Origin of the sequence: aff. Roholtiella sp. LEGE 12411 (assembly GCF_015206995.1) — a bacterium.
GTDB lineage: Bacteria > Cyanobacteriota > Cyanobacteriia > Cyanobacteriales > Nostocaceae > Komarekiella.
On record NZ_JADEXR010000051.1, the window covers coordinates 1 to 19,375 of the forward strand.

The 19,375-nt window shown below is 43.8% G+C and carries 14 protein-coding genes; 6 read left to right on the forward strand and 8 right to left on the reverse strand.

Features of this window, described 5'->3' with window-relative positions; translation table 11 throughout:
* Nucleotides 1–70: 70 nt before the first annotated feature.
* A complete protein-coding gene (psbB, locus tag IQ246_RS13690) occupies nt 71–1,600 on the reverse strand; it encodes a photosystem II chlorophyll-binding protein CP47 (protein WP_194003889.1) in 1,530 nt (509 codons plus the stop codon).
* 624 nt (nt 1,601–2,224) lie between these two features.
* Complete coding sequence (locus IQ246_RS13695) at nt 2,225–2,551, reverse strand: hypothetical protein (protein ID WP_194003891.1); 327 nt, start codon at nt 2,549–2,551, stop codon at nt 2,225–2,227.
* A 265-nt stretch (nt 2,552–2,816) separates the two neighbouring features.
* Between IQ246_RS13695 and IQ246_RS13700 the strand changes: the two genes are divergently transcribed.
* Entirely contained in the window at nt 2,817–4,469 is a 1,653-nt protein-coding gene (locus tag IQ246_RS13700) for an ABC transporter substrate-binding protein (RefSeq protein WP_194003893.1), read from the forward strand.
* A gap of 256 nt (nt 4,470–4,725) precedes the next feature.
* Nucleotides 4,726–5,751, forward strand: coding sequence for an ABC transporter permease (locus IQ246_RS13705; protein WP_194003895.1), 1,026 nt, complete (start codon nt 4,726–4,728; stop codon nt 5,749–5,751).
* A gap of 73 nt (nt 5,752–5,824) precedes the next feature.
* Here the strand turns inward: IQ246_RS13705 and IQ246_RS13710 are convergent, their stop codons facing one another.
* The gene (locus IQ246_RS13710; RefSeq protein ID WP_194003897.1) at nt 5,825–7,282 is read right to left on the reverse strand and encodes a YdiU family protein; all 1,458 of its coding nucleotides are present in this window, start codon (nt 7,280–7,282) and stop codon (nt 5,825–5,827) included.
* A gap of 115 nt (nt 7,283–7,397) precedes the next feature.
* On the opposite strand from IQ246_RS13710, the gene IQ246_RS13715 reads away from it, so the two are divergent.
* Nucleotides 7,398–8,063 (forward strand): SMI1/KNR4 family protein, encoded by a 666-nt coding sequence (locus IQ246_RS13715; protein WP_194003899.1) that lies wholly within the window; start codon nt 7,398–7,400, stop codon nt 8,061–8,063.
* Nucleotides 8,064–8,290: 227 nt separating this feature from the next.
* Here the strand turns inward: IQ246_RS13715 and IQ246_RS13720 are convergent, their stop codons facing one another.
* The 4 genes from IQ246_RS13720 to IQ246_RS13735 all read right to left on the reverse strand — a co-directional run bounded on the left by IQ246_RS13720 (nt 8,291) and on the right by IQ246_RS13735 (nt 12,308).
* Nucleotides 8,291–8,866 (reverse strand): GNAT family N-acetyltransferase, encoded by a 576-nt coding sequence (locus IQ246_RS13720; RefSeq protein WP_194003935.1) that lies wholly within the window; start codon nt 8,864–8,866, stop codon nt 8,291–8,293.
* A 24-nt stretch (nt 8,867–8,890) separates the two neighbouring features.
* Entirely contained in the window at nt 8,891–10,165 is a 1,275-nt protein-coding gene (locus IQ246_RS13725) for a HAMP domain-containing sensor histidine kinase (RefSeq protein WP_194003937.1), read from the reverse strand.
* 155 nt (nt 10,166–10,320) lie between these two features.
* The gene (locus IQ246_RS13730; RefSeq protein ID WP_194003901.1) at nt 10,321–10,995 is read right to left on the reverse strand and encodes a response regulator transcription factor; all 675 of its coding nucleotides are present in this window, start codon (nt 10,993–10,995) and stop codon (nt 10,321–10,323) included.
* A 110-nt stretch (nt 10,996–11,105) separates the two neighbouring features.
* Nucleotides 11,106–12,308: an RNA-guided endonuclease TnpB family protein gene (locus IQ246_RS13735; protein ID WP_194003903.1), complete on the reverse strand. Its 1,203-nt coding sequence runs from the start codon at nt 12,306–12,308 to the stop codon at nt 11,106–11,108.
* A 260-nt stretch (nt 12,309–12,568) separates the two neighbouring features.
* Between IQ246_RS13735 and IQ246_RS13740 the strand changes: the two genes are divergently transcribed.
* From IQ246_RS13740 to IQ246_RS13750, 3 genes are all read left to right on the forward strand, one after another.
* Nucleotides 12,569–12,946, forward strand: coding sequence for a hypothetical protein (locus IQ246_RS13740; protein ID WP_194003905.1), 378 nt, complete (start codon nt 12,569–12,571; stop codon nt 12,944–12,946).
* Between the two features lie 215 nt (nt 12,947–13,161).
* Nucleotides 13,162–14,514 (forward strand): efflux RND transporter periplasmic adaptor subunit, encoded by a 1,353-nt coding sequence (locus tag IQ246_RS13745; protein ID WP_194003907.1) that lies wholly within the window; start codon nt 13,162–13,164, stop codon nt 14,512–14,514.
* 223 nt (nt 14,515–14,737) lie between these two features.
* On the forward strand, nt 14,738–17,929 hold the full coding sequence (locus tag IQ246_RS13750) for an efflux RND transporter permease subunit (protein ID WP_194003909.1): 3,192 nt from the start codon (nt 14,738–14,740) through the stop codon (nt 17,927–17,929).
* 93 nt (nt 17,930–18,022) lie between these two features.
* Here IQ246_RS13750 and IQ246_RS13755 read toward each other — a convergent pair whose 3' ends face one another.
* Nucleotides 18,023–19,036, reverse strand: coding sequence for a 3-oxoacyl-[acyl-carrier-protein] synthase III C-terminal domain-containing protein (locus IQ246_RS13755; RefSeq protein WP_194003911.1), 1,014 nt, complete (start codon nt 19,034–19,036; stop codon nt 18,023–18,025).
* Nucleotides 19,037–19,375 lie beyond the last annotated feature (339 nt).

A 19,375-nucleotide genomic window follows, 5' to 3' on the forward strand; every position in this document is an offset into this window, starting at 1 on the left:
GGGATTGGGGATTGGGGATTGATTCTTTACTTACCTTAGTCTCTAGTCCCCAGTCCTCAGTCCCCAATAATTAGAGAGCTTCCTTGCGGCGGGTTGACTTATCACCCACTTTCTGGAATAGACCCCACTCAACTTGTTCTTCTAAATCGGCATCAACACCGGCAAACACGTCTCGGTAGATTGTCCGAGCGCCATGCCAGAGATGACCAAAGAAGAATAGCAGAGCGAATACGGCATGTCCAAAGGTAAACCAACCTCTGGGGCTTGTACGGAATACACCATCAGAATTCAAGGTTTCCCGGTCAAATTCAAAGATTTCACCGCCTTGAGCCTTACGGGCATATTTCTTCACATCGGCAGGTTCTGTAAAGGTTTGACCATTCAAATTACCGCCATAAAAGCTGACGGTAACACCCGATTGCTCAAAACTGTACTTAGATTCTGCTCGGCGGAAAGGAATGTCAGCGCGGACAATTCCATCAGCATCGGTCAAGATGACTGGGAAAGTTTCAAAGAAGTTGGGAAGACGACGGACATTCAATTCCCGTCCTTCCGAATCTTTGAACACTGCGTGTCCTTGCCAAGACTGGGCAATACCATCGCCCTTGTCCATAGCCCCTGTGCGGAATAGACCACCTTTAGCAGGGCTATTGCCGACATAATCGAAGAAAGCTAATTTCTCAGGGATTTGCGACCAAGCTTCAGAAAGGGTTGCACCTTGACTAACGCTAGTTTGGACGCGGCGGTCAATTTCTTGCTTGAAGTAGCTTTGATCCCATTGGTAGCGGGTAGGGCCAAACAGCTCAATGGGGGTGGTAGCATTGCCGTACCACATAGTACCCGCTACGACAAAAGCGGCAAAGAATACTGCGGCAATACTGCTAGAAAGTACAGTTTCAATGTTCCCCATCCGTAGGGCTTTATAGAGCCGTTCGGGGGGTCGTACTGTCAGGTGAAATAAACCTGCAATAATACCAACAACCCCAGCGGCAATGTGGTGAGCCACAATACCACCAGCGTTATATGGGTTAAATCCATCTGGCCCCCATTCTGGGGCCACTGCCTGTATGCTGCCAGTGACTCCGTAGGGGTCAGAAACCCACATTCCTGGGCCAAATAGTCCGGTAAGGTGAAAAGCACCAAAACCAAAACAAAGTAGACCAGATAAGAACAGGTGAATGCCAAACATCTTTGGCAAATCTAGGGCGGGTTCACCAGTACGGGGATCTCTAAATAGTTCCAAATCCCAGTAAACCCAGTGCCAGACGGCAGCTAGGAATAACAGACCGGAAAGAACAATGTGAGCTGCGGCTACACCTTCAAATGACCAGAAACCGGGATCGGTTGCTGGGCCACCAGTAACGTTCCAACCACCCCAAGATTGGGTAACGCCTAAACGTGCCATGAAGGGCAGCACAAACATTCCTTGTCGCCACATTGGGTTGAGAACAGGATCGCTGGGGTCAAAAACAGCTAGTTCGTACAGTGCCATTGAACCAGCCCAACCTGCAACCAAAGCTGTGTGCATCAAGTGTACAGAAATCAGTCGACCTGGATCGTTCAGAACTACTGTATGTACTCGGTACCAGGGTAGTCCCATCGACTACGCTCCTCCTCGAAGAATTAGTTTACAAAGTAATTTTCTTAGTGAGGCTATGAGTAGCGAAAGCTATTCTCCTGTCGGAGATGCTGCGCGCACGGGTGAGGCTCTTAACGTCGCTACCGCTGCGAAGACAGCAGTCGCCTAGGGAGAAAAAACTCCTGCGGCGCTGTGTTGGAAAGCTCCTAGGTTGGTAAACCCGCCTGCTGGACTTTCCATTGTCTGAATCGCCACTCATAAAACTCTCTCTTGTTTTTTGTTATTGCCACCAGAGCCTTACCACAGCTTAGTCTTAATAAGTTAGACGGTGTGGGAGTTTGGCAAAGTTTTACTCGCTTCGGAAGTCATACCCCATGGGGTAGGCATCGCCAAGCAAAAATGAGAATGTTTTAAAAAGTGTAACTATTGATGGAACTGTTTGCAAGCGTGTAAATTGATGCGATCGCGTAGCATGTTCCAGATTTTTCGCTACCAGTCCCTGTCACAGATTTAATTTGCGTATCTTTACGAGGGTGATTGAAAGGAATCAGGAGTCAGAAGTCAAGGGTCAAGGGTTATTTGTCATTAATTATTCTCTTTCTCTGCTCCCTCATCCCCCTTATTATTTACCACTCCTGCACTGAATCACTGAACCACCGATTGGATGTTTTGCAGTTGACACCTCGTCTCAGCCGTACCTAGGCGTTCGATTACCTGTTCGGCACTCATTAAACGTTTAAGTACTACTTGACCGATGGTCTTACTAGCAATTACTGGTGTTATTGGCTTCACTTCGACGGTTAAAATAGCCTCTTCAACTCGATAAAGCCATAACAATTCGTTTTGTTCTACTAAGCAAATATTCATTCGCTGAATATCTGGTTGGCGTCGCCATGCAGTGATTTGCCAGAGTCCATCAGACGCCCACACTCTGGCAACTGTCCATCCTTCAGATAGAAAGAAATACTTCACGGTCTTAGTCTCACTATATTTAGACTTTCAATCTGTTGTTCACAATATGTATCGTGATCGTTGAGTTGCTGATGTATAAACACGATATTTGTTTAAGTAAAGCAATGTAGCTGGTCTTTACGGGAAACTGTTTTGTGCAAGATACTGCGTTGAACTAAAGAAATCTGAGTATTGGAAGCTAGCGCTCAGAAATTCGGATGGTTAAGACAGTAGGGACAAAAACATAATATAATTGCTGACCGCTAATTTCAAAAATCTTAATGATATGACCTGGTTTTCTTTGTCCGTAAGACAGTGGGGTCGGATTACACAATTCCTATCTTTGTTCTGTCTATGCTTAGTGCTAGTTGTGAGTTGCGCTCCTCGCCCCCAGACAACTACCCCACAATCTGGTTCTGTGAGTAGTCCTACAGGTGATGGTCGGATTACTATAGGTACAACAGCGAAGCCAAGAACCCTAGATCCGGCTGATGCTTATGAATTGGCATCCTTGGGTTTAGTATTTAATATGAGCGATCGCCTCTATACTTACGAACCAGGAAGCACTGAAATTCAGCCTCAACTAGCTACAGCATTACCAAAAGTCAGTCAGGATAGTTTAACTTATACTATTCCCTTACGTAAGGAAGTAGTTTTTCACGACGGCACTCCTTTCAACGCCAAAGCAATGGAGTTTAGTATCCAGCGCTTTATTGAAAATAAGGGTAAACCTTCCTTCTTACTCGCTGATACAGTGGACTCCGTGAAAGCCACAGGCGAGTCTGAGTTAACCATTAAGCTGAAAAAGCCGTTTGCAGCCTTTCCCTCACTGTTGGCATTTTCTGGAGTATGTGCAGTTTCGCCCAAAGCTTATGAAATTGGCGCGGGGAAATTTAAGCCAAATATTTTTGTGGGGACTGGGCCTTACAAGTTAGCGCAGTATGGCACTGATTCACTACGATTTGATGTGTTTGACAAGTATTGGGGAGAAAAACCAGCTAATAAAGGCATTAACGTCCAAATCCAGACTAGTCCAGTTAATCTATTTAACGCCTTCCGCACAGGCGCAGTAGATGTAGCTTATTTATCCCTGCAACCAGATCAAATTCGCAGTTTAGAGGAAGGTGGTAAAAAAGGGGATTGGCAGGCGATCACTGCTCAGGGCAGTGTAGTAAGCTATTTAGTATTGAACCGGAATCAGAAGCCTTTAGATAAACCAGAAGTTAGAGCTGCGATCGCCTCAATGATTGACCGCCCATTAATTATGCAGCGAGCTTTGTATGGTCAAGCTGATCCGCTTTACAGCATGATTCCCACTACGTTTAATGTCTCTCAGCCATTATTTAAAGATAAATATGGTGATGCTAATTTGGATAAGGCAAAACAATTGTTAACTGCTGCTGGTTTCTCTAAAGAAAATCCTGCAAGAATACAAATTTGGTATCCTTCTAGTTCACCAACTCGTAGTTTAGCAGCACAGATACTTAAATCTCTTGCTGATACAAAGATGGATGGAATATTACTATTTGAAGTTACTCCTGCGGAAGGCCCTACTTTCTTCAAAGATATTACCAAGGGTTTATATCCAGCAGCTTTGCTTGATTGGTATCCAGACTTTTTAGACCCAGATAATTATATACAGCCATTTTTATCTTGCCAGAAAGGGTCGGTTGCTAAAGGGTGTGAAGATGGTGGAAGTCAAACTCAGGGTTCGTTTTACTATAGCGAAGCTGTTAATAAACTAATTGACCAGCAACGCAAAGAGCAAAATCCTGAAGCACGTAAGAAAATCTTTACAGAAATTCAAACGCAAGTAGCTACTGATGTTCCTTATGTTCCTCTCTGGCAAAACAAAGACTATGTATTTGCCCAAAAAGACGTTAGCAACACACAACTTGACCCTACTCAAAATCTGATATACAAGACACTTAAAAAGTAGTTAAGAGTCAAAAGTCAATAGTCAATAGTCAATAGTCAAAAGTCCATAGTCAACAGTTAATAGTTATTAAACTTTCGCCCATTTTATTTACATGTTTTTCACCGAAAATGAAACTCGTCAATTTCTATTTTCCATGACCCTTGACCCTTGACGATTGACCCTTGACCCTTGACCCTTGACGATTGACGATTGACGATTGACGATTGACGATTGACCCTTGACGATTGACCCTTGACCCTTAACTTCCAACTAAAATATGTCCCGTTCTAAAGCTTTACAATATTACATCGTCTCTCGTTTACTCTTAGCGCCACTTCAGCTATTAACAATCATTACTATTGTCTTTCTTTTATTAAGAGCAACACCAGGAGACCCAGCAGATGCAATACTAGGTGGACGTGCGCCAGAAGCGGCTAAAGAGGAATTGCGAAAACAATTGGGTTTAGACCTTCCACTGTGGCTACAATACTTGAATTATTTAGGAAACATCCTGCGCTTTGATTTGGGAACCTCTTTAATGAGTCGAGGACAGTATGTTTGGGACATAATTGGGCAATATTTTCCGGCGACGGTGGAATTAGCCGTGTTTAGTATGGCGGTTGCGCTTATCGTTGGAATTTTAGTTGGTACTCTGTCGGCTTCTCGTCCTGGGACATATTTTGATATAGGTGGACGATTGTTTGGGATAATCACCTACGCACTGCCAATGTTTTGGGCGGGAATGCTTTTACAGTTGATTTTCTCAGTACAATTGGGTTGGTTTCCGAATTCCAACCGTTTTCCGCCAAATCTTCCTGCTCCTTCTTTGATCACTGGGCTGTATACAATTGATAGTCTGTTGAGTGGTAACTTGAATCAGTTTTTCACATCTTTGCACCATCTCGCTCTTCCGAGTCTCACATTAGGAATATTGCTCAGTGGAATTTTTGAGCGAATTGTGCGAGTAAATTTAAAACAAACCTTACGAGCAGATTATGTAGAAGCAGCTAGGGCTAGAGGCATAGCTGAAAACAAGATTTTAGTCTCCCATGCCTTAAAAAATGCGCTGATTCCAGTAATTACAGTCTTGGGATTGACCTTTGCTTCTCTGTTGGGTGGGGCGATTTTGACAGAGGTGACATTTTCCTGGCCTGGGTTAGCCAATCGACTTTATCAAGCCATTAGCGATCGCGATTATCCCACAGTCCAGGGAGTACTAGTATTTTTTGGTGCGATCGTTGTAAGCGCCAGCATTTTGATAGATATTTTAAATGCTTATGTAGACCCACGAATTCGGTATTAACAAAAATGGGTACTGGGTATTTAATGTTGTGTGTTATCAATAATTCCCAGTTCCCAAATATATGAAATTAAGACTAACTCCTAGACTGAATTTGCTGGACTAACTCATAAAAAGGTTGCCAATTATCTTCTTGAGCAATCGCTTCCCAAGTAGATTCAATTACAGGTCTAAGTAATACTGTTTTAGGATTCTGAACAGCCAGAGTTTGAGCAATTACATCAATGCGATCGCAATCAAAACTATTCAAAATTTTATGGTATAGTATGCACCAATTATCAAAAATTGCTGATACCCCTGGGACTGGCACAATGTCTGAATTATTCAGCACAAAACCAGGTTCATCACGCCATTTAGATGAAAATGTGCGAGCCATCTCATAAAAAAATTGGTGATAACCAATTTGGCTATCTTGTAAAAACTCAATTGTTAGATTAACAAGCTCATCGGCGGCTGGATGTGGTAACTGCTCAAAACCCAGTTTTTTCAACATCAACGAACCGTATTCAGCATAATAATGCTCATCAAACTTTGCTAATCCCGCTTCCAATTCACCTTTATCAATAATTGCCTTCAAAGGTTCTTGGAGCATTTCCAAATTCAACTTGCAAATACTTGGTTGATGGCTGTAACAGTAGCGTCTATAGTAGTCAAAATATGCCGCAGTAAAGTACGGGTCATAAGTAGGAATAAACGCATAAGGGCCATAGTCAAAGCTCTCTCCTGTAATTGACATATTGTCAGTATTAAGGACTGCATGACAAAAGCCAGCTGCCATCCACTGTGCTGCTAGTTTCGCAAACCGTTCGACTAATTCAGCGTAAAACAAGACATATTTATCTTGTTGAGCATTTAAGTGTGGGTAATATTGCTCAATTACGTGGTCTAGCAACTTTTTAGTTAAATCTGGACGCTGTAAATAGTGCAGTCGCTCAAAAGTGCCAAACCGAAGATGAGAACTACTCATTCTGACCATCACAGATGAGCGAGTAGGTGAAGGTTCATCGCCTCGCCAAAGGGATAAACCTGTTTCAATCATGGTTAGACATCGGGAGGTACGTACTCCCAAGTAGTGAAGTGCTTCCGCTGCTAAAACTTCTCGCACTCCGCCTTTAAGCGTGAGCATACCATCGCCACCACGGGAGTAGGGCGTCCTACCCGAACCTTTCGTCCCAAAGTCGTACAATTCGCCATCACTGGCGCGTACTTGCCCGTAGAGAAAGCCTCTGCCATCACCCAACTGCCGATTATATTCACCAAATTGATAGCCGTGGTAACGTAGTGCTAACAAGGGTTTGCGCCCCTGAAATTTACCAAAGGCTGTGATGAAATCTTCGTCTGTGACTGCTTGGGGGTCTAGCCCTAACCGAGGTAGCAGTGCATCGTTACGCCAACGCAAGATGTGTTGGGGAAATTCCGCGGCTGCAACTTCGTCGTAGTAGTCATCGCCTAGAGATTCTAAGGCGCTTTCGTAGTTGAGGGTAAGAAAAGGATTGCTAGAATTCTTGTAGTTTGGAGTTTCAGCCAGAGTCATTACGAGCAAAACTTAATTCATTCTTCCTTTAATACTACCTCTGGCATCGGCATAGACGAAGAAAGCGACCCATATCTCAAATATGGCAGCGCCACCATCATAATCGGAGCGCATAATGGCTAAAGTTTTGCAACTAAAGAAAAACTTGACTCAATTAGCAATTTTAGACGCTACATTTCAAGTTTTTGGCTCAGAATTACATCAATATCAACTCAACCCCTGCTTGAGTGACACAGATATTCAAAGGTTTGAATCCAAATACGATATCACGCTACCCAGTGAGTATCGAAACTTTCTATTAGAAGTTGGCAATGGTGGTGCTGGGCCTGGATATGGTTTATACAGACTGCCAGGAATTGAATATGAAAATGTAATTCCAGCACCATATCCCAAAAAAGCTGAATTTTTCTCTAAACCATTTCCTTTAACACAAGCATGGAATAATTTGGATTTGATTACTGAGAACAAACCTGGTTCTTTTGTCCTCAGAGATGCTTACTTTGATGATAGATTCACTCAGGGTACTCTTACCATTGCAAATTATGGTTGTGGAATTTATGCGATGTTAGTCATTACAGGAAAACAACGAGGAAGAATCTGGATAGATGACCGCACTAATGATAATGGGATATATCCTACTTCTTTGAGTTTCTGTCGTTCTTTCCATGATGCCGATACCGATGATTTTCATGCAGATAGTAATGAGGAAAAACCTTTGAATTTTAATGATTGGTATGAAGACTGGCTGAATCGAAGTTTACATCAAGTCCGCGAGTCTTAATACTAAATTTTAATTGTTAATAAGGAGTGCTGATTGAGGAGTCAAGGGTCAAGGGTCAAGGGTCAAAAAACAGTGGTTATTCTCCTTGTCACCCATTCCTTCGTCCCTCTGCCCTTTCTGCCCCGGTTGCTGAGGGCAGTCGAAGCACTGCCCCCACTTCTTCACTTTTCCATTACTCCACTCTTCTAACTACGACAACGCTGCCAACTAAATGTATATCAAATTAGTTAATATTGGTCTGGTTGCCAGTTAGGATTAATGAGACTTGTAAGGATATGATCTTCCCATTGTTCATTAATCAACAAATAGTCTCTAGCATATCCTTCAATTACAAATCCGAGTCTTTTGAGCACATTACCACTGCGGTGATTATGGGGCATGTAATTTGCCATGATGCGGTGAAAATTTAATTCTTGAAATACATATTGAGTTGCTACTTTTAACGCCTCTGTCATATAGCCTTTACCTTGTCTAGTTTCAGCGAGGCTATATCCTACATAACAAAAATGAGCGGCTCCTCGAACAAAATTACTAAAATTAACAGTTCCAATAATTATATTTGGATTTTTTTTTGTATAAATAAATAACTTCAATGATTGGTCATTAATAAATTCTATAAAACTATTTTCTATCTGATACTGCCAATACTTTTCGGTGAAAAAGCTATCAGCCCAACGAGGGTAAAATGGAGTTAAATAGGTTTTATTATCAGTAAAGTATTTAATAATTTGAGGTATATCCTCTATGATCGGCATTCGTAATAATAGGCGATCGCTTGTAATTATTGGCAGTTCTGATCTCATAAACCCCATATCATCAAGCATTGGTCAAAGTTTGAGGGGAAGACTAATTTGAAAGGTTGAACCTTGACCAAGTATACTCTTTACAGTGATTTGCCCCCCGTATGCTTGCACAATTTGTTGGGCGATCGCAAGTCCAAGTCCGAAGCCGCCCGTTTGGCGAGATCGTACAGTGTCTACGCGATAGAAACGATCAAAGATATGCGGCAAATCAGTAGCAGGAATGCCAATACCATTGTCTTCGACCTGAATCACAGCACGGTGAGACTGAGTAAAAAGACGTAGTTGTACTTTACCGCCTGCTGGCGTGTATTTAAAAGCATTACTTAGTAAATTGATTACGGCTTGTTTAAGCAAGTTGGCGTCAGCTTGTAGCATGACGGGTTGCTCGGAAAGTTGAGTACTGAAATTGAGTTGGGCAGAAGATTGAGTGATAAACTCTTGAGCAAGCGATCGCAGCAAGTCGTTCAAATCAACGGGTTTTAATATGGTTTCCCCAAGTGATGCATCATAGCGTGAAAGAAAAAGCAGATTGTTAATTAGCGTACTCATGGACTTGGCTGTTTCCGCGATCTTTTGCAACCGAAATCGTTGCTCGGATGAGTCTTCGGGCGGTATTAGAGCAACTTGGGCATTGCTCAATACTGTTGCGACAGGTGTACGTAGTTCATGAGAAGCATCGGCTGTAAACCGCTGCAATTGCTGATAAGCAAGAAGAGTTGGTCGCATTGCTAAGCCACCCAAAAACCAACCTGTAATGCCAATTACGCCAAATGTAACGGGAACACCCAGAGTTAAAAACAAGCGAGCTTGATTCAAGCTGCTGCGTAGGGAGTTCATTGGAGCTGCTGTTTGGAAGTAGCCAACGAGTACCTTATCTTGTAAAACTGGAACGGTGAGTTGGCGCCAGGTAGTTGTAGCGGGTAAATGACCTGAGCCTAGCGGCGCTTCTTGCACCGTTTGAAATCCGGGTTCGGTAGTCAACTGTTTGCTACCCGATGAACCAACAAACTGTACAAGTTGTTTATTAGCGTTATACCACCGAGCATATACCAGCCCGCCATTCAAAGATACACCGTTCTCTAGAGGAGTCTGGCTACGCTGATTTTGCCATTGACTTTGATAAAGCGAGTATTGGGTTTTAGCAGCAAAGGTTTTACTTTGGTAGAAGAGTTCGTCATCAAAAAACCGCAGTTGGTCTTCCACATTTAGACAGTAGCCCACTCCTGCGAAAGCAAATAAAATTCCACCCATCGACAGGGCGAACCAGTGAGCAAGATTACGGCGACTGTGATTAAACACTTTGGGAAACTGGGGGAGTGGAGGAGTGGAGGAGTGGGGAGTGGGGGAGTGGAGGAGTTGCAGTAAGTTTTTCAGATGTGCCTTTTCTGTGCTTCCTAACTCTTGACTCTTGACCATTGACCATTGACTCTTGACTTTTGACTCTTGACCCTTGACTAATTTGGCGGATTCAATCGATAACCCATTCGATGCACTGTTTCTATCCAATCTTTAGCATCAACTGTTTGTAAACGTTGGCGCAGGCGGCGAACTAGGGTTGTAACTGCGTTACTTTCGGGTTCGTCTCCCCAACTCCAAATGGCTTGCTCAATTTGGTCATGTGATAAGACTTGGCGGGGATGACGCATCAAATATTCCATCAATTGAAACTCTCGGCTGGAAAGTTGAGTCGTTAACGAACCACGTTCGATGGTCAAATTGGATAAATGAAGTTCCAAATCGTCCAAGCTGAGTATATCGCCTTGCCACATTGGCGATCGCCTGCCCAGTGCTCGTACTCGTGCTAACAACTCCAGCACATCCACAGGCTTCACTAAGTAATCATCAGCTCCTGCATCCAAACCTGTTACTTTATCCAAAACTGTATCTTTCGCTGTCAGCATCAGCACAGGAGCTAATTTACCCGCTCGTCGATAGACCCGACAGATTTCTACCCCACTCACCTTGGGCAACATCCAATCTAGAATCAGTAAGTCATAGTCTTTGCGAAAAGCAAACCATTGCGCTGTTTCTCCATCTTCAATCGCATCCACTGTATGCCCCACTTTCAACAATGCTGTCCGCAGTGGCTCTAACTGCGATGGGTCATCTTCCACTAATAAGATCAGCATCCTATTTTGCTCAGCTTGCTGTGATTTCTGCTTCTCAGTTCTAAGATTAAGCTAAAAGAGTGACATGTATTGACATCCTCACCGACCTGAAGGTGCGGTGATTCCAAGAATTACTTCTTGGGCTTCCTCTTTCCACGACTCGGCTTACTTAAAGGAGTTTCCCCACTTAAGCAGAGGTCGATGTCTCCAGAGGCGTTAAGCGTTCCCGTGTGCCCCACGGTACGAAGTCCAAGCTCAAGTATGTTCCGAGCGGCGTTCCAGTCTCTATCTAATACAAACCCACAATGGTGGCATTTATGAGTTCTTGTACTCAAAGACTTCTTGACGACTTCCCCACAGTTAGAGCAGTTCTGGCTAGTGTAGTGAGGTGGAACAGCAATCGTCACCACGCCAAACACTTTGCCGAAATACTCCAACCAATCACGGAAAGCCGACCATGCCGCGTCACTTATAGACTTGGACAGTTTTCTATTCTTAACCATGTTCCGCACCATCAAATCCTCATAAGCAACCAAGTCGTTAGACTGGATAACGCATCTTGCCAATTTCACAGCAAAATCTTTACGCTGCCTACTTACTTTGAGGTGTTTTCTGCTCAAGCGATTTCGTCGCTTGATTCTATTCTTAGAACCTTTTTTAGTCTTAGACATCCGGCGTTGCAACCGTTTCAAAGACTTCTCGCTTTGGAGCAGGTGTCGGGGATTCTCAACGGTTTGACCATCAGAATCGGTGTAGAAATGGGACAAACCAACATCCAGCCCAATGGTTTTACCCGTTGGCTCCCGCAACTCATGCCGTTCAACATCAAGGCAGAATTGGGCATAATACCCATCAGCGCGGCGGACAACCCGAACTCGCTTAACCTGATTCAACTGGTAGAAGTGCAAATCACGGGTTCCCCACAACCGGAAACTTCCTGCTTTAAAACCATCGGTAAAGGTGATCGTTTGCCTGTCATCCGATAGCTTATAACCCGTGGTTTTGTATTCTACAGAATCATGTGTCTGATGCTTCTTAAAGCGTGGGAAACCCTTTTTGGTTACATTCTTCTTGCAGTTGTCATAGAACCGAGTGATTGCCGACCAAGCCCGTTCAGCACTGGCTTGACGAGCCATCGAGTTGAGACTATTAGCAAAAGGGAAATCATGTGCCAGAACAGCGCAATAGGCGCTCAACTCATACTTCCCGACTCCCTTGTTATCCATCCAGTAGCGAAGACAAGAATTACGGATAAAACGAGCAGTCCGAATTGCTTCATCAAGCTTTTCGTATTGCTCATTACTACCCTTAAGTTTTGCCTCAAATACAAGCATGGTTACGCCTTTACATCTAGCGTAATTATATGATGAATATGAGCAATAATTATGAAAAAGCCGTCGTAGAACGACGGGGCTTTAGACCCAATTTTTCGGTAATCAGATTTGATTTGTGAACTGACTCGTAGAGATGGGGGATAGGGGAAAAGGGAATTAGAGGTGTACGCAGTTTTTTCAAAAATCAAATAGGAATTTTGAGTAAGCTTTGTCAATCTTTTGGTAGAAATTATCTTACAGTTTCAAGCCCCATATTTTCTATGCGCCAACTTCAACTATTTCAGGTGTTGCGATCAATTGGCTTTGTGTTTTGGTTATCCTTGCCATTGGTTGGGTTGGTGTTTTGGCTAGGGAGTGGCTTTGTGGGAGATCGGATTTTGAGCCGCACCTACGATAATAAAAAATACCTGCAAGCGGATAAGCAATCGGCACGGCAAATGATGAAAAGAATAGTGGCGATTGAGGTGGAAATTCGGCAACAAGATGGCGTTTCGTTGGTGAATGTCAAAACGGATAACTCAGTTATCAAAACCATTGGGTTTGAGTTTCCAGTAACGGAACCGAGTCAACTTGAAACTAGCCTTAGTCAAGAGTTAGGCTTACCACGCGATCGCATTAAGGAACTAATTCGCTATTAGGCTTGATACTCCTGAATAAGTCTTTAAACTTCAACACCAATACAAAAAGTCTAATTATAGCTGACATTTCTTTGTCATAACTATCCAATAAACTATAAAAAAGGTAACGTATTTTAAATCTAGTTAAAGAAGTAACCTTTGATGGTTGACAATTGATGACTTATTGTACCTGTCAACCATTAACGATTAACCTTCAGTAGCCACCGTGAATTACTATGGATACTTCTGAAGATCAAGCTTCAATCGTTGAAACCCAGCCAGACAGTTCTGTGCCTTCTGAGTTAGCACCAACTCGTTCTCGCAAACCCTGGTTCAGGAGATTGCTGATCCTATTTGTGGCAACTGGTGGCATCATCCTTTGGCGAACACTGGCTCCTGGTGGCGCACCAAGTCCCTCTGTCGCCCAACAGCAGAAAGCACCAAGCCCAAAGGCGATTGAAACGATCGCCTTGACAACTGGAAGTGCTACAAAAAGAGTGCAACTTTTGGGACAGGTGGAAGCCAGTCAGCAATCAATACTGCGCGCTCAAACTAATGGGATTGTGGAGAAAATATTCGTGCAATCGGGCGATCGCATTAAGTCAGGGATGACAATCGCAATCCTAGACGACACCGATCAACAATTGGCGATCGCCCAAGCACGGGCACAACTAGCACAGCAGCGTAGCAATTTGGCTCGCTTAGAAGTAGGTACTCGTCCAGAAATCATTGCTCAACGTCAAGCAGCAATCACATCTGCCAAGGCGCGAGAACTGGAAGCACGGGATAACCTGAAGCGCACCAGTGACCTTGTGAGAGAAGGTGCTCTGTCTCAAAGATTACTCGTGGAAGCTCAAACACAATTGGATAACATCCAGGGAGAACGCTTAGAAGCCGAAGCTGAATTTGCCGAAGCCAAAGCTGGGCCGATTCGAGAGGAAATCGCCGCCCAACGGGCGAACGTGGAAGCAGCCAAAGCCACCCTAGCTCAAGCAGAACTGGCACAACAGCGCACTAAAATTGTGGCATCCCAAGCGGGGGTAGTACAGACTCGGCATATTAGTAATGGTGATTTAGTAGAAAGTTCTAGTCAAATTGTCACCTTAGTTGCAAGCGATCGCTTCGACATTTTTCTAGAGTTACCTGAAGAATTGAGCAGTCAAGTTACTCCCGCCATGACCATTGATCTCACATCTCGCGCTCTCCCGCAATGGAAACAACGTGCCAACATCACCGCTGTGGTTCCCTCCGCTGATGCTGCTTCCCGTCGTCAGCGCATCCGTGTTCAAATCAATAATCCGCCGCCAGGATTATTACCGGGAATGGCGATCGCCGGCAACCTGAATATGCCCTCGAATCGATCTAGTTTTGTCGTATCCCGCGATGCATTAACCAGACGCCAAAATCAGTGGCTGGTTTTTGCGGTTGCTGATGGTAAAGCTAGACAAATTCAAGTAGAAATGGTTGCTGACATGGGTAAAGAGGTGGCAATCTACCATCCCACTTTACGCACTGGTCAACGCATTGTGCTGCGTGGTGGTGATGGGTTGCAAGATGGTGCGCTTGTGAAGATAGTTGATCGCACTTGAGTGCTGAGTTATAACCTGGAGATGCTCTTGATTGCAGCTCTGTTGCGAGTCAGGAAGGCAGAGCCTTCCACAGTCAGCATTCCCAGTCGGAGACTGGGAACGAGGTACAGACTTCTTGCAGAAGATGGGTTAGGGGGAAGGGTCAAAGGCAAAGATTCCTTTTTTCTTTTTCCTTTAACTCTTTCCTAATATCTTGCCAAAGGCATTTTTAAGTCATAAAATTATGAACTTTATCGAAACTGCTGTTCGTTGGCGACATGGAACCTTTGTTTTATTTTGCTTACTAGCAATGTTTGGGGTGTTCTCGCTTCTGAAATTGCCTCTGGAATTGCAACCAGGAGGCGATCGCCCGGAAATTACTATTACGACTACCTATCCGGGAGCAGGCCCCACGGAAGTAGAAGACCTGATTACGCGCCCCATCGAAGAACAGATGGAAGAGGTGCTGGGCGTCCAGGAAATCAGTAGTACTTCTCGTGCAGGACGTAGTTCCATCACCCTAGAATTTGCTCAGGATGCCAACGCCAAAGAGCGCATGGTAGATGTATTGAACCGCTTGCAACAAGTGCAAAGCTTACCGCCAGAAGCACAAGAGTCGAGTGTAGAACTGGTGGGTGGTAATAGTTCCCCAATGATGTGGATTCCCTTTGATACTAAGGAAGGATTTCAGCCAAATGCAGACCGCTATCGAGATTTAGCAGAAGAAGTGGTGATTCCGCGTTTGCGGCGAGTCGAGGGAACTGGACAATTTCTGTTAGTGGGTGGACAAGAGCGGGAAGTGGAGGTAAAGGTCAATCCGCAAGCATTGTCTAATCGCAATCTTACTATTGGTGATGTGGTGCGGGTACTCCAAGAAAACAACCGCGATATCCGGGGTGGGCCATTAATTTTGGGACGGCGGGAATATCGAGTCCGCACGGTCAGCCGATCGCAAGATTTATCGCAAATAGAAGGTTTTGTACTGCGACGTGACAATTCTGGTACAGTTTACTTGCGGGATGTCGCACAGGTACAAATGGGGCGTAAACCGCAAGATAGTGCGTTGATGTTCAACGGCAAATCTGCGGTAGCAATCGGTGTGATTCGTCAAATTGGGGCGAATGTACCAGAGGTTGCGAAGGGTGTGCGAGCAGAGATTACCGCACTTCAAGCTGAGTTTGACAGGGAAAACCAAGGTATTCTTTTTGTTTACAACTACGATGAAAGCCAATACATAAATCAATCTGTGGCGTTTGTACAAGGAAACTTATTTAGTGGAGCGCTACTAGCGACAATCGTCTTGATTTTGTTCCTCGGCTCCATGCGTACCGTGGCGGTGGTGGCGATTACAATTCCCACAACGCTGATTATGGTGTTCATTGTCATGTCTGCATTTGGGCGCACATTGAACATCATCAGTTTGGCAGGATTGGCGTTTGCGGTGGGTATGGTCGTGGATAACGCGATCGTGGTGATTGAGAATGTCTTTACCCACATGCAGCAGGGTAAAAGTGCCATGCGAGCAGCAATCGACGGTACACAGGAAGTCTGGGGCGCGATGCTCGGTTCTACTTTGACCAACGTAGTGGTGTTTGTGCCGCTGATTATGGTAACGGGTGAAGCCGGACAACTCTATGCTGATATGGCGATCGCTCTTTCTGCTTCTTCCTTATTTTCGCTGTTTGCGGCGCTGACTCTAGTACCAATGTTATCTGGATTGTTCCTTAAGCAATCGGAAGCAATGCAAATGATGGAGGGCGGTGAATACCGAGGCGGTAATTGGTTTGAGCGTTTGGTGGCAAAAAGTTCTGCGGTATTTCGTCATTTTCAGGGTAAACTTGAAAACTTTCTCGCATCTACTGTGAGTTGGTCACTGGGACGTAAGCGTGTTGGACGTAGATTAGTAGTACTAGCGATTCCCTTGGCTTTGCTGGTAATTAGTATTTTGCTGCTACCACCTGCGGATTATTTACCTGAAGGAAATCGTAACTTAGTTGTTTTGCGGGCAGAACCTTTACCAGGAACTAGTATACCAGAAGCGATCCGGCAATCTGAATCTGTACAGGCATTTTTGCGATCGCAACCAGAAGTTGAGCGGATCATGTACGTTGATCGTCCAGGAGCGCTGCGGGGTATTGCGACCATTTTAAAGCCAGAATTTGCTACCACTACCGGACTTGCTGAGATGGTAGATCGGTTGCGTGCCCAAAGCAGTAACTTTGCCGGATATCGCTTTATCATACCAACTCGAATTTCCATCTTCCGCGATCCAGGTAAAGAGTTTGAAGTGGATATTGTCGGCGCTGATCTAAATCAAATCAGTGACTTGGAGAAGCAAATTACAGGTAAATTGCGGGATATTCCTGGAGTGCAGAATGTGCGTTCCAATTTCGTCATGGGAGCAGGCGAATTACAAGTGATTCCCAACCGGGAACGCATCGCGGAAGTCGGACTATCAGAAGCCGAAATTGGTTCGATGGTAGAAGCAGCATTAGGCGGTCGAGTCGCCTCCGATTACATTGATGGTAAAGAAGAACTGGATGTCTCAGTGGAACTGCAAAATACCGCAGTGGAAACGCCAGAACAACTGCGCCAATTGCCACTGTATGCACAAGGACGACAGGTACAACTAAGTGATATTGCCGAAGTTCGTGAAACAACCGGAGCCGATGTTATTAACCACGTCAATTTGGAGCGTTCAATTAGCCTCACCGTCTCTCTTGCACCCAACGCCCCACTGAGTACGCTGGTGGAACGTACTGAAAAGGAAATTTTGGCTCCTCTGCGTGCTAATTTACCGACAGGCTATCGTCTAGAACTAGCGGGTTCAGCAGATCAATTAGCAACAACTGTTACTCAATTAGCTACTGCATTTGCATTTTCGATTTTGATTACTTACTTGTTACTGGTAGCTTTGTATCGTTCATTTCTTTATCCAGTAGTAATTATGGCAACAGTACCAATGGGTATGAGTGGCGCACTGTTGAGTTTGGTAATTGCTAACTGGATACCGGGAATGAATGTAGCGCTGGATATGATTACGGCGTTGGGATTTGTGATTCTTACAGGTGTGGTTGTTAACAATGCCATTCTGCTAGTTGATCGCGCCTTGCAACTTCAGCAAGCAGGTGAAGATTATGATGCATCGTTGTATAATGCGACAGGCGATCGCCTGCGTGCTATCTTTATGTCTGCTGGAACTAGTGTACTGGGGATGTTACCCCTAGCAGTTCTACCCGGTCAAGGTTCAGAATTATATCAAGGATTAGGCATTGTCCTGACTGGCGGTCTGGCATTTTCGACCATTTTGACCCCTACTGTTGTCCCCGCACTGATGGGTTTACTACATGATATATCTGGACGTAAAGCGCCGCGATCGCCAGCCCAAAACAACACAGATAATCAGCTTTCTGCTCATGCGATCGATAATAAGTAATTTGTTCGTAGTGAGCGATTTATTGCTGCTTGTAGGGTGGGCATTGCAATGCCCACCCTACTGTGGTCTATTCATAAAAAACCCGCTCTATTTCTAATACTTCAGAGTTAACGCTGCCCATGAAAACCCAGCAGCACTACTAGCTAAAACTACAACATCTCCAGGCTTAATTATTTTTAGTTCCATAGTTTTTGCTAAACCAAATAAAGTATCTACAGCACCCAAATGACCATATTCCTTCAAAGAAATAAACGTCTGTTCCGCCTTTAAATTCAAAGATTCTAAAATGCTTTCTGATAAACTTCTTTTAACTTGGTTTGTTAACAAGAAATTTACATCATTTATAGAGTAACCACTTTTCTCTAATGACTTATGAATTACCTTGCCATAATTTTCTAAATATATTTCTGATAATATAGTTTCCAACTTTTGAGGATCTTTTACTTTTAGGTAACTTAGTTCAGGGTTAATTTCTGCAACATTAACAGGAAACTTGGTTCCTGCTAGTGGCACTTTGACACAATCAGCCAATTTTCCATCTGTCATTCCATGGTAAGAAAGGATTTGATTACTCAATTCTCCTTTCTGTAAAATGGCTGCTGCTGCACCATCGGCCATGATAAATGTTGATAAGCTATCTATATCTGAATAGTCCAGCAACATAGACAATTTATCACTACAAACAACTAAGGCATAAGATAAATCAGTATCTGCAAGCAACATATTTCGACATAGATGTATTCCTAAGTTGCCGCTATTACAAAAATTCCTAACTTCAAAAGCGAAAGCATTTTTTGCACCAATTGCATCTTGTATTTTGGCAGCAGGCGACCAAAATCTATAATCATAATCTCCAGCGGCACAATAAACAATAATATCAATTTCGCTGGCTGTTATTTCTGCCTTATTTATAGCTTCTATTGCTGCTTTAATTCCCATATCACTGGGATGTTCATTTTTGCCTGCAATTGGTTTCTGTTTTATCCCAATTTTTTCAGTAAAAACAAACTCTGGTAAGTTGGTTAGTTTAGCCATTTCCTCACTGGTTAAAATCTCAGAAGGAATGTAATAACCAATGGACGTGATACCAACAGTTTGTTTGATCATACAGAATACTCCAATAATCCCAGGGCAAGCTCACTGAATATACGGTTCAATTTCCAAAATTTATGCTAATTCCGTAGAAAGTCAGGATATAGGATAATACACTAGAGTTCAAGATTGTTGGTAAAAATTAAATGTAGATACGTTGCAATGCAACGTCTCGGAGCGAGATTATCGGTCGCGCAAGCTGATTTCTAATATCTACAGCCAAAGAACTCAGAGCTAATAGGTAATAAAGCAGAGTGCGTGGCATAACTTTAATGAGATTGCTTTGCCCAAACACTGTATCTTAGAAGATTCAACCAAAAGACAGCTCTTGAAAAATCCAATTTACAACAAGGA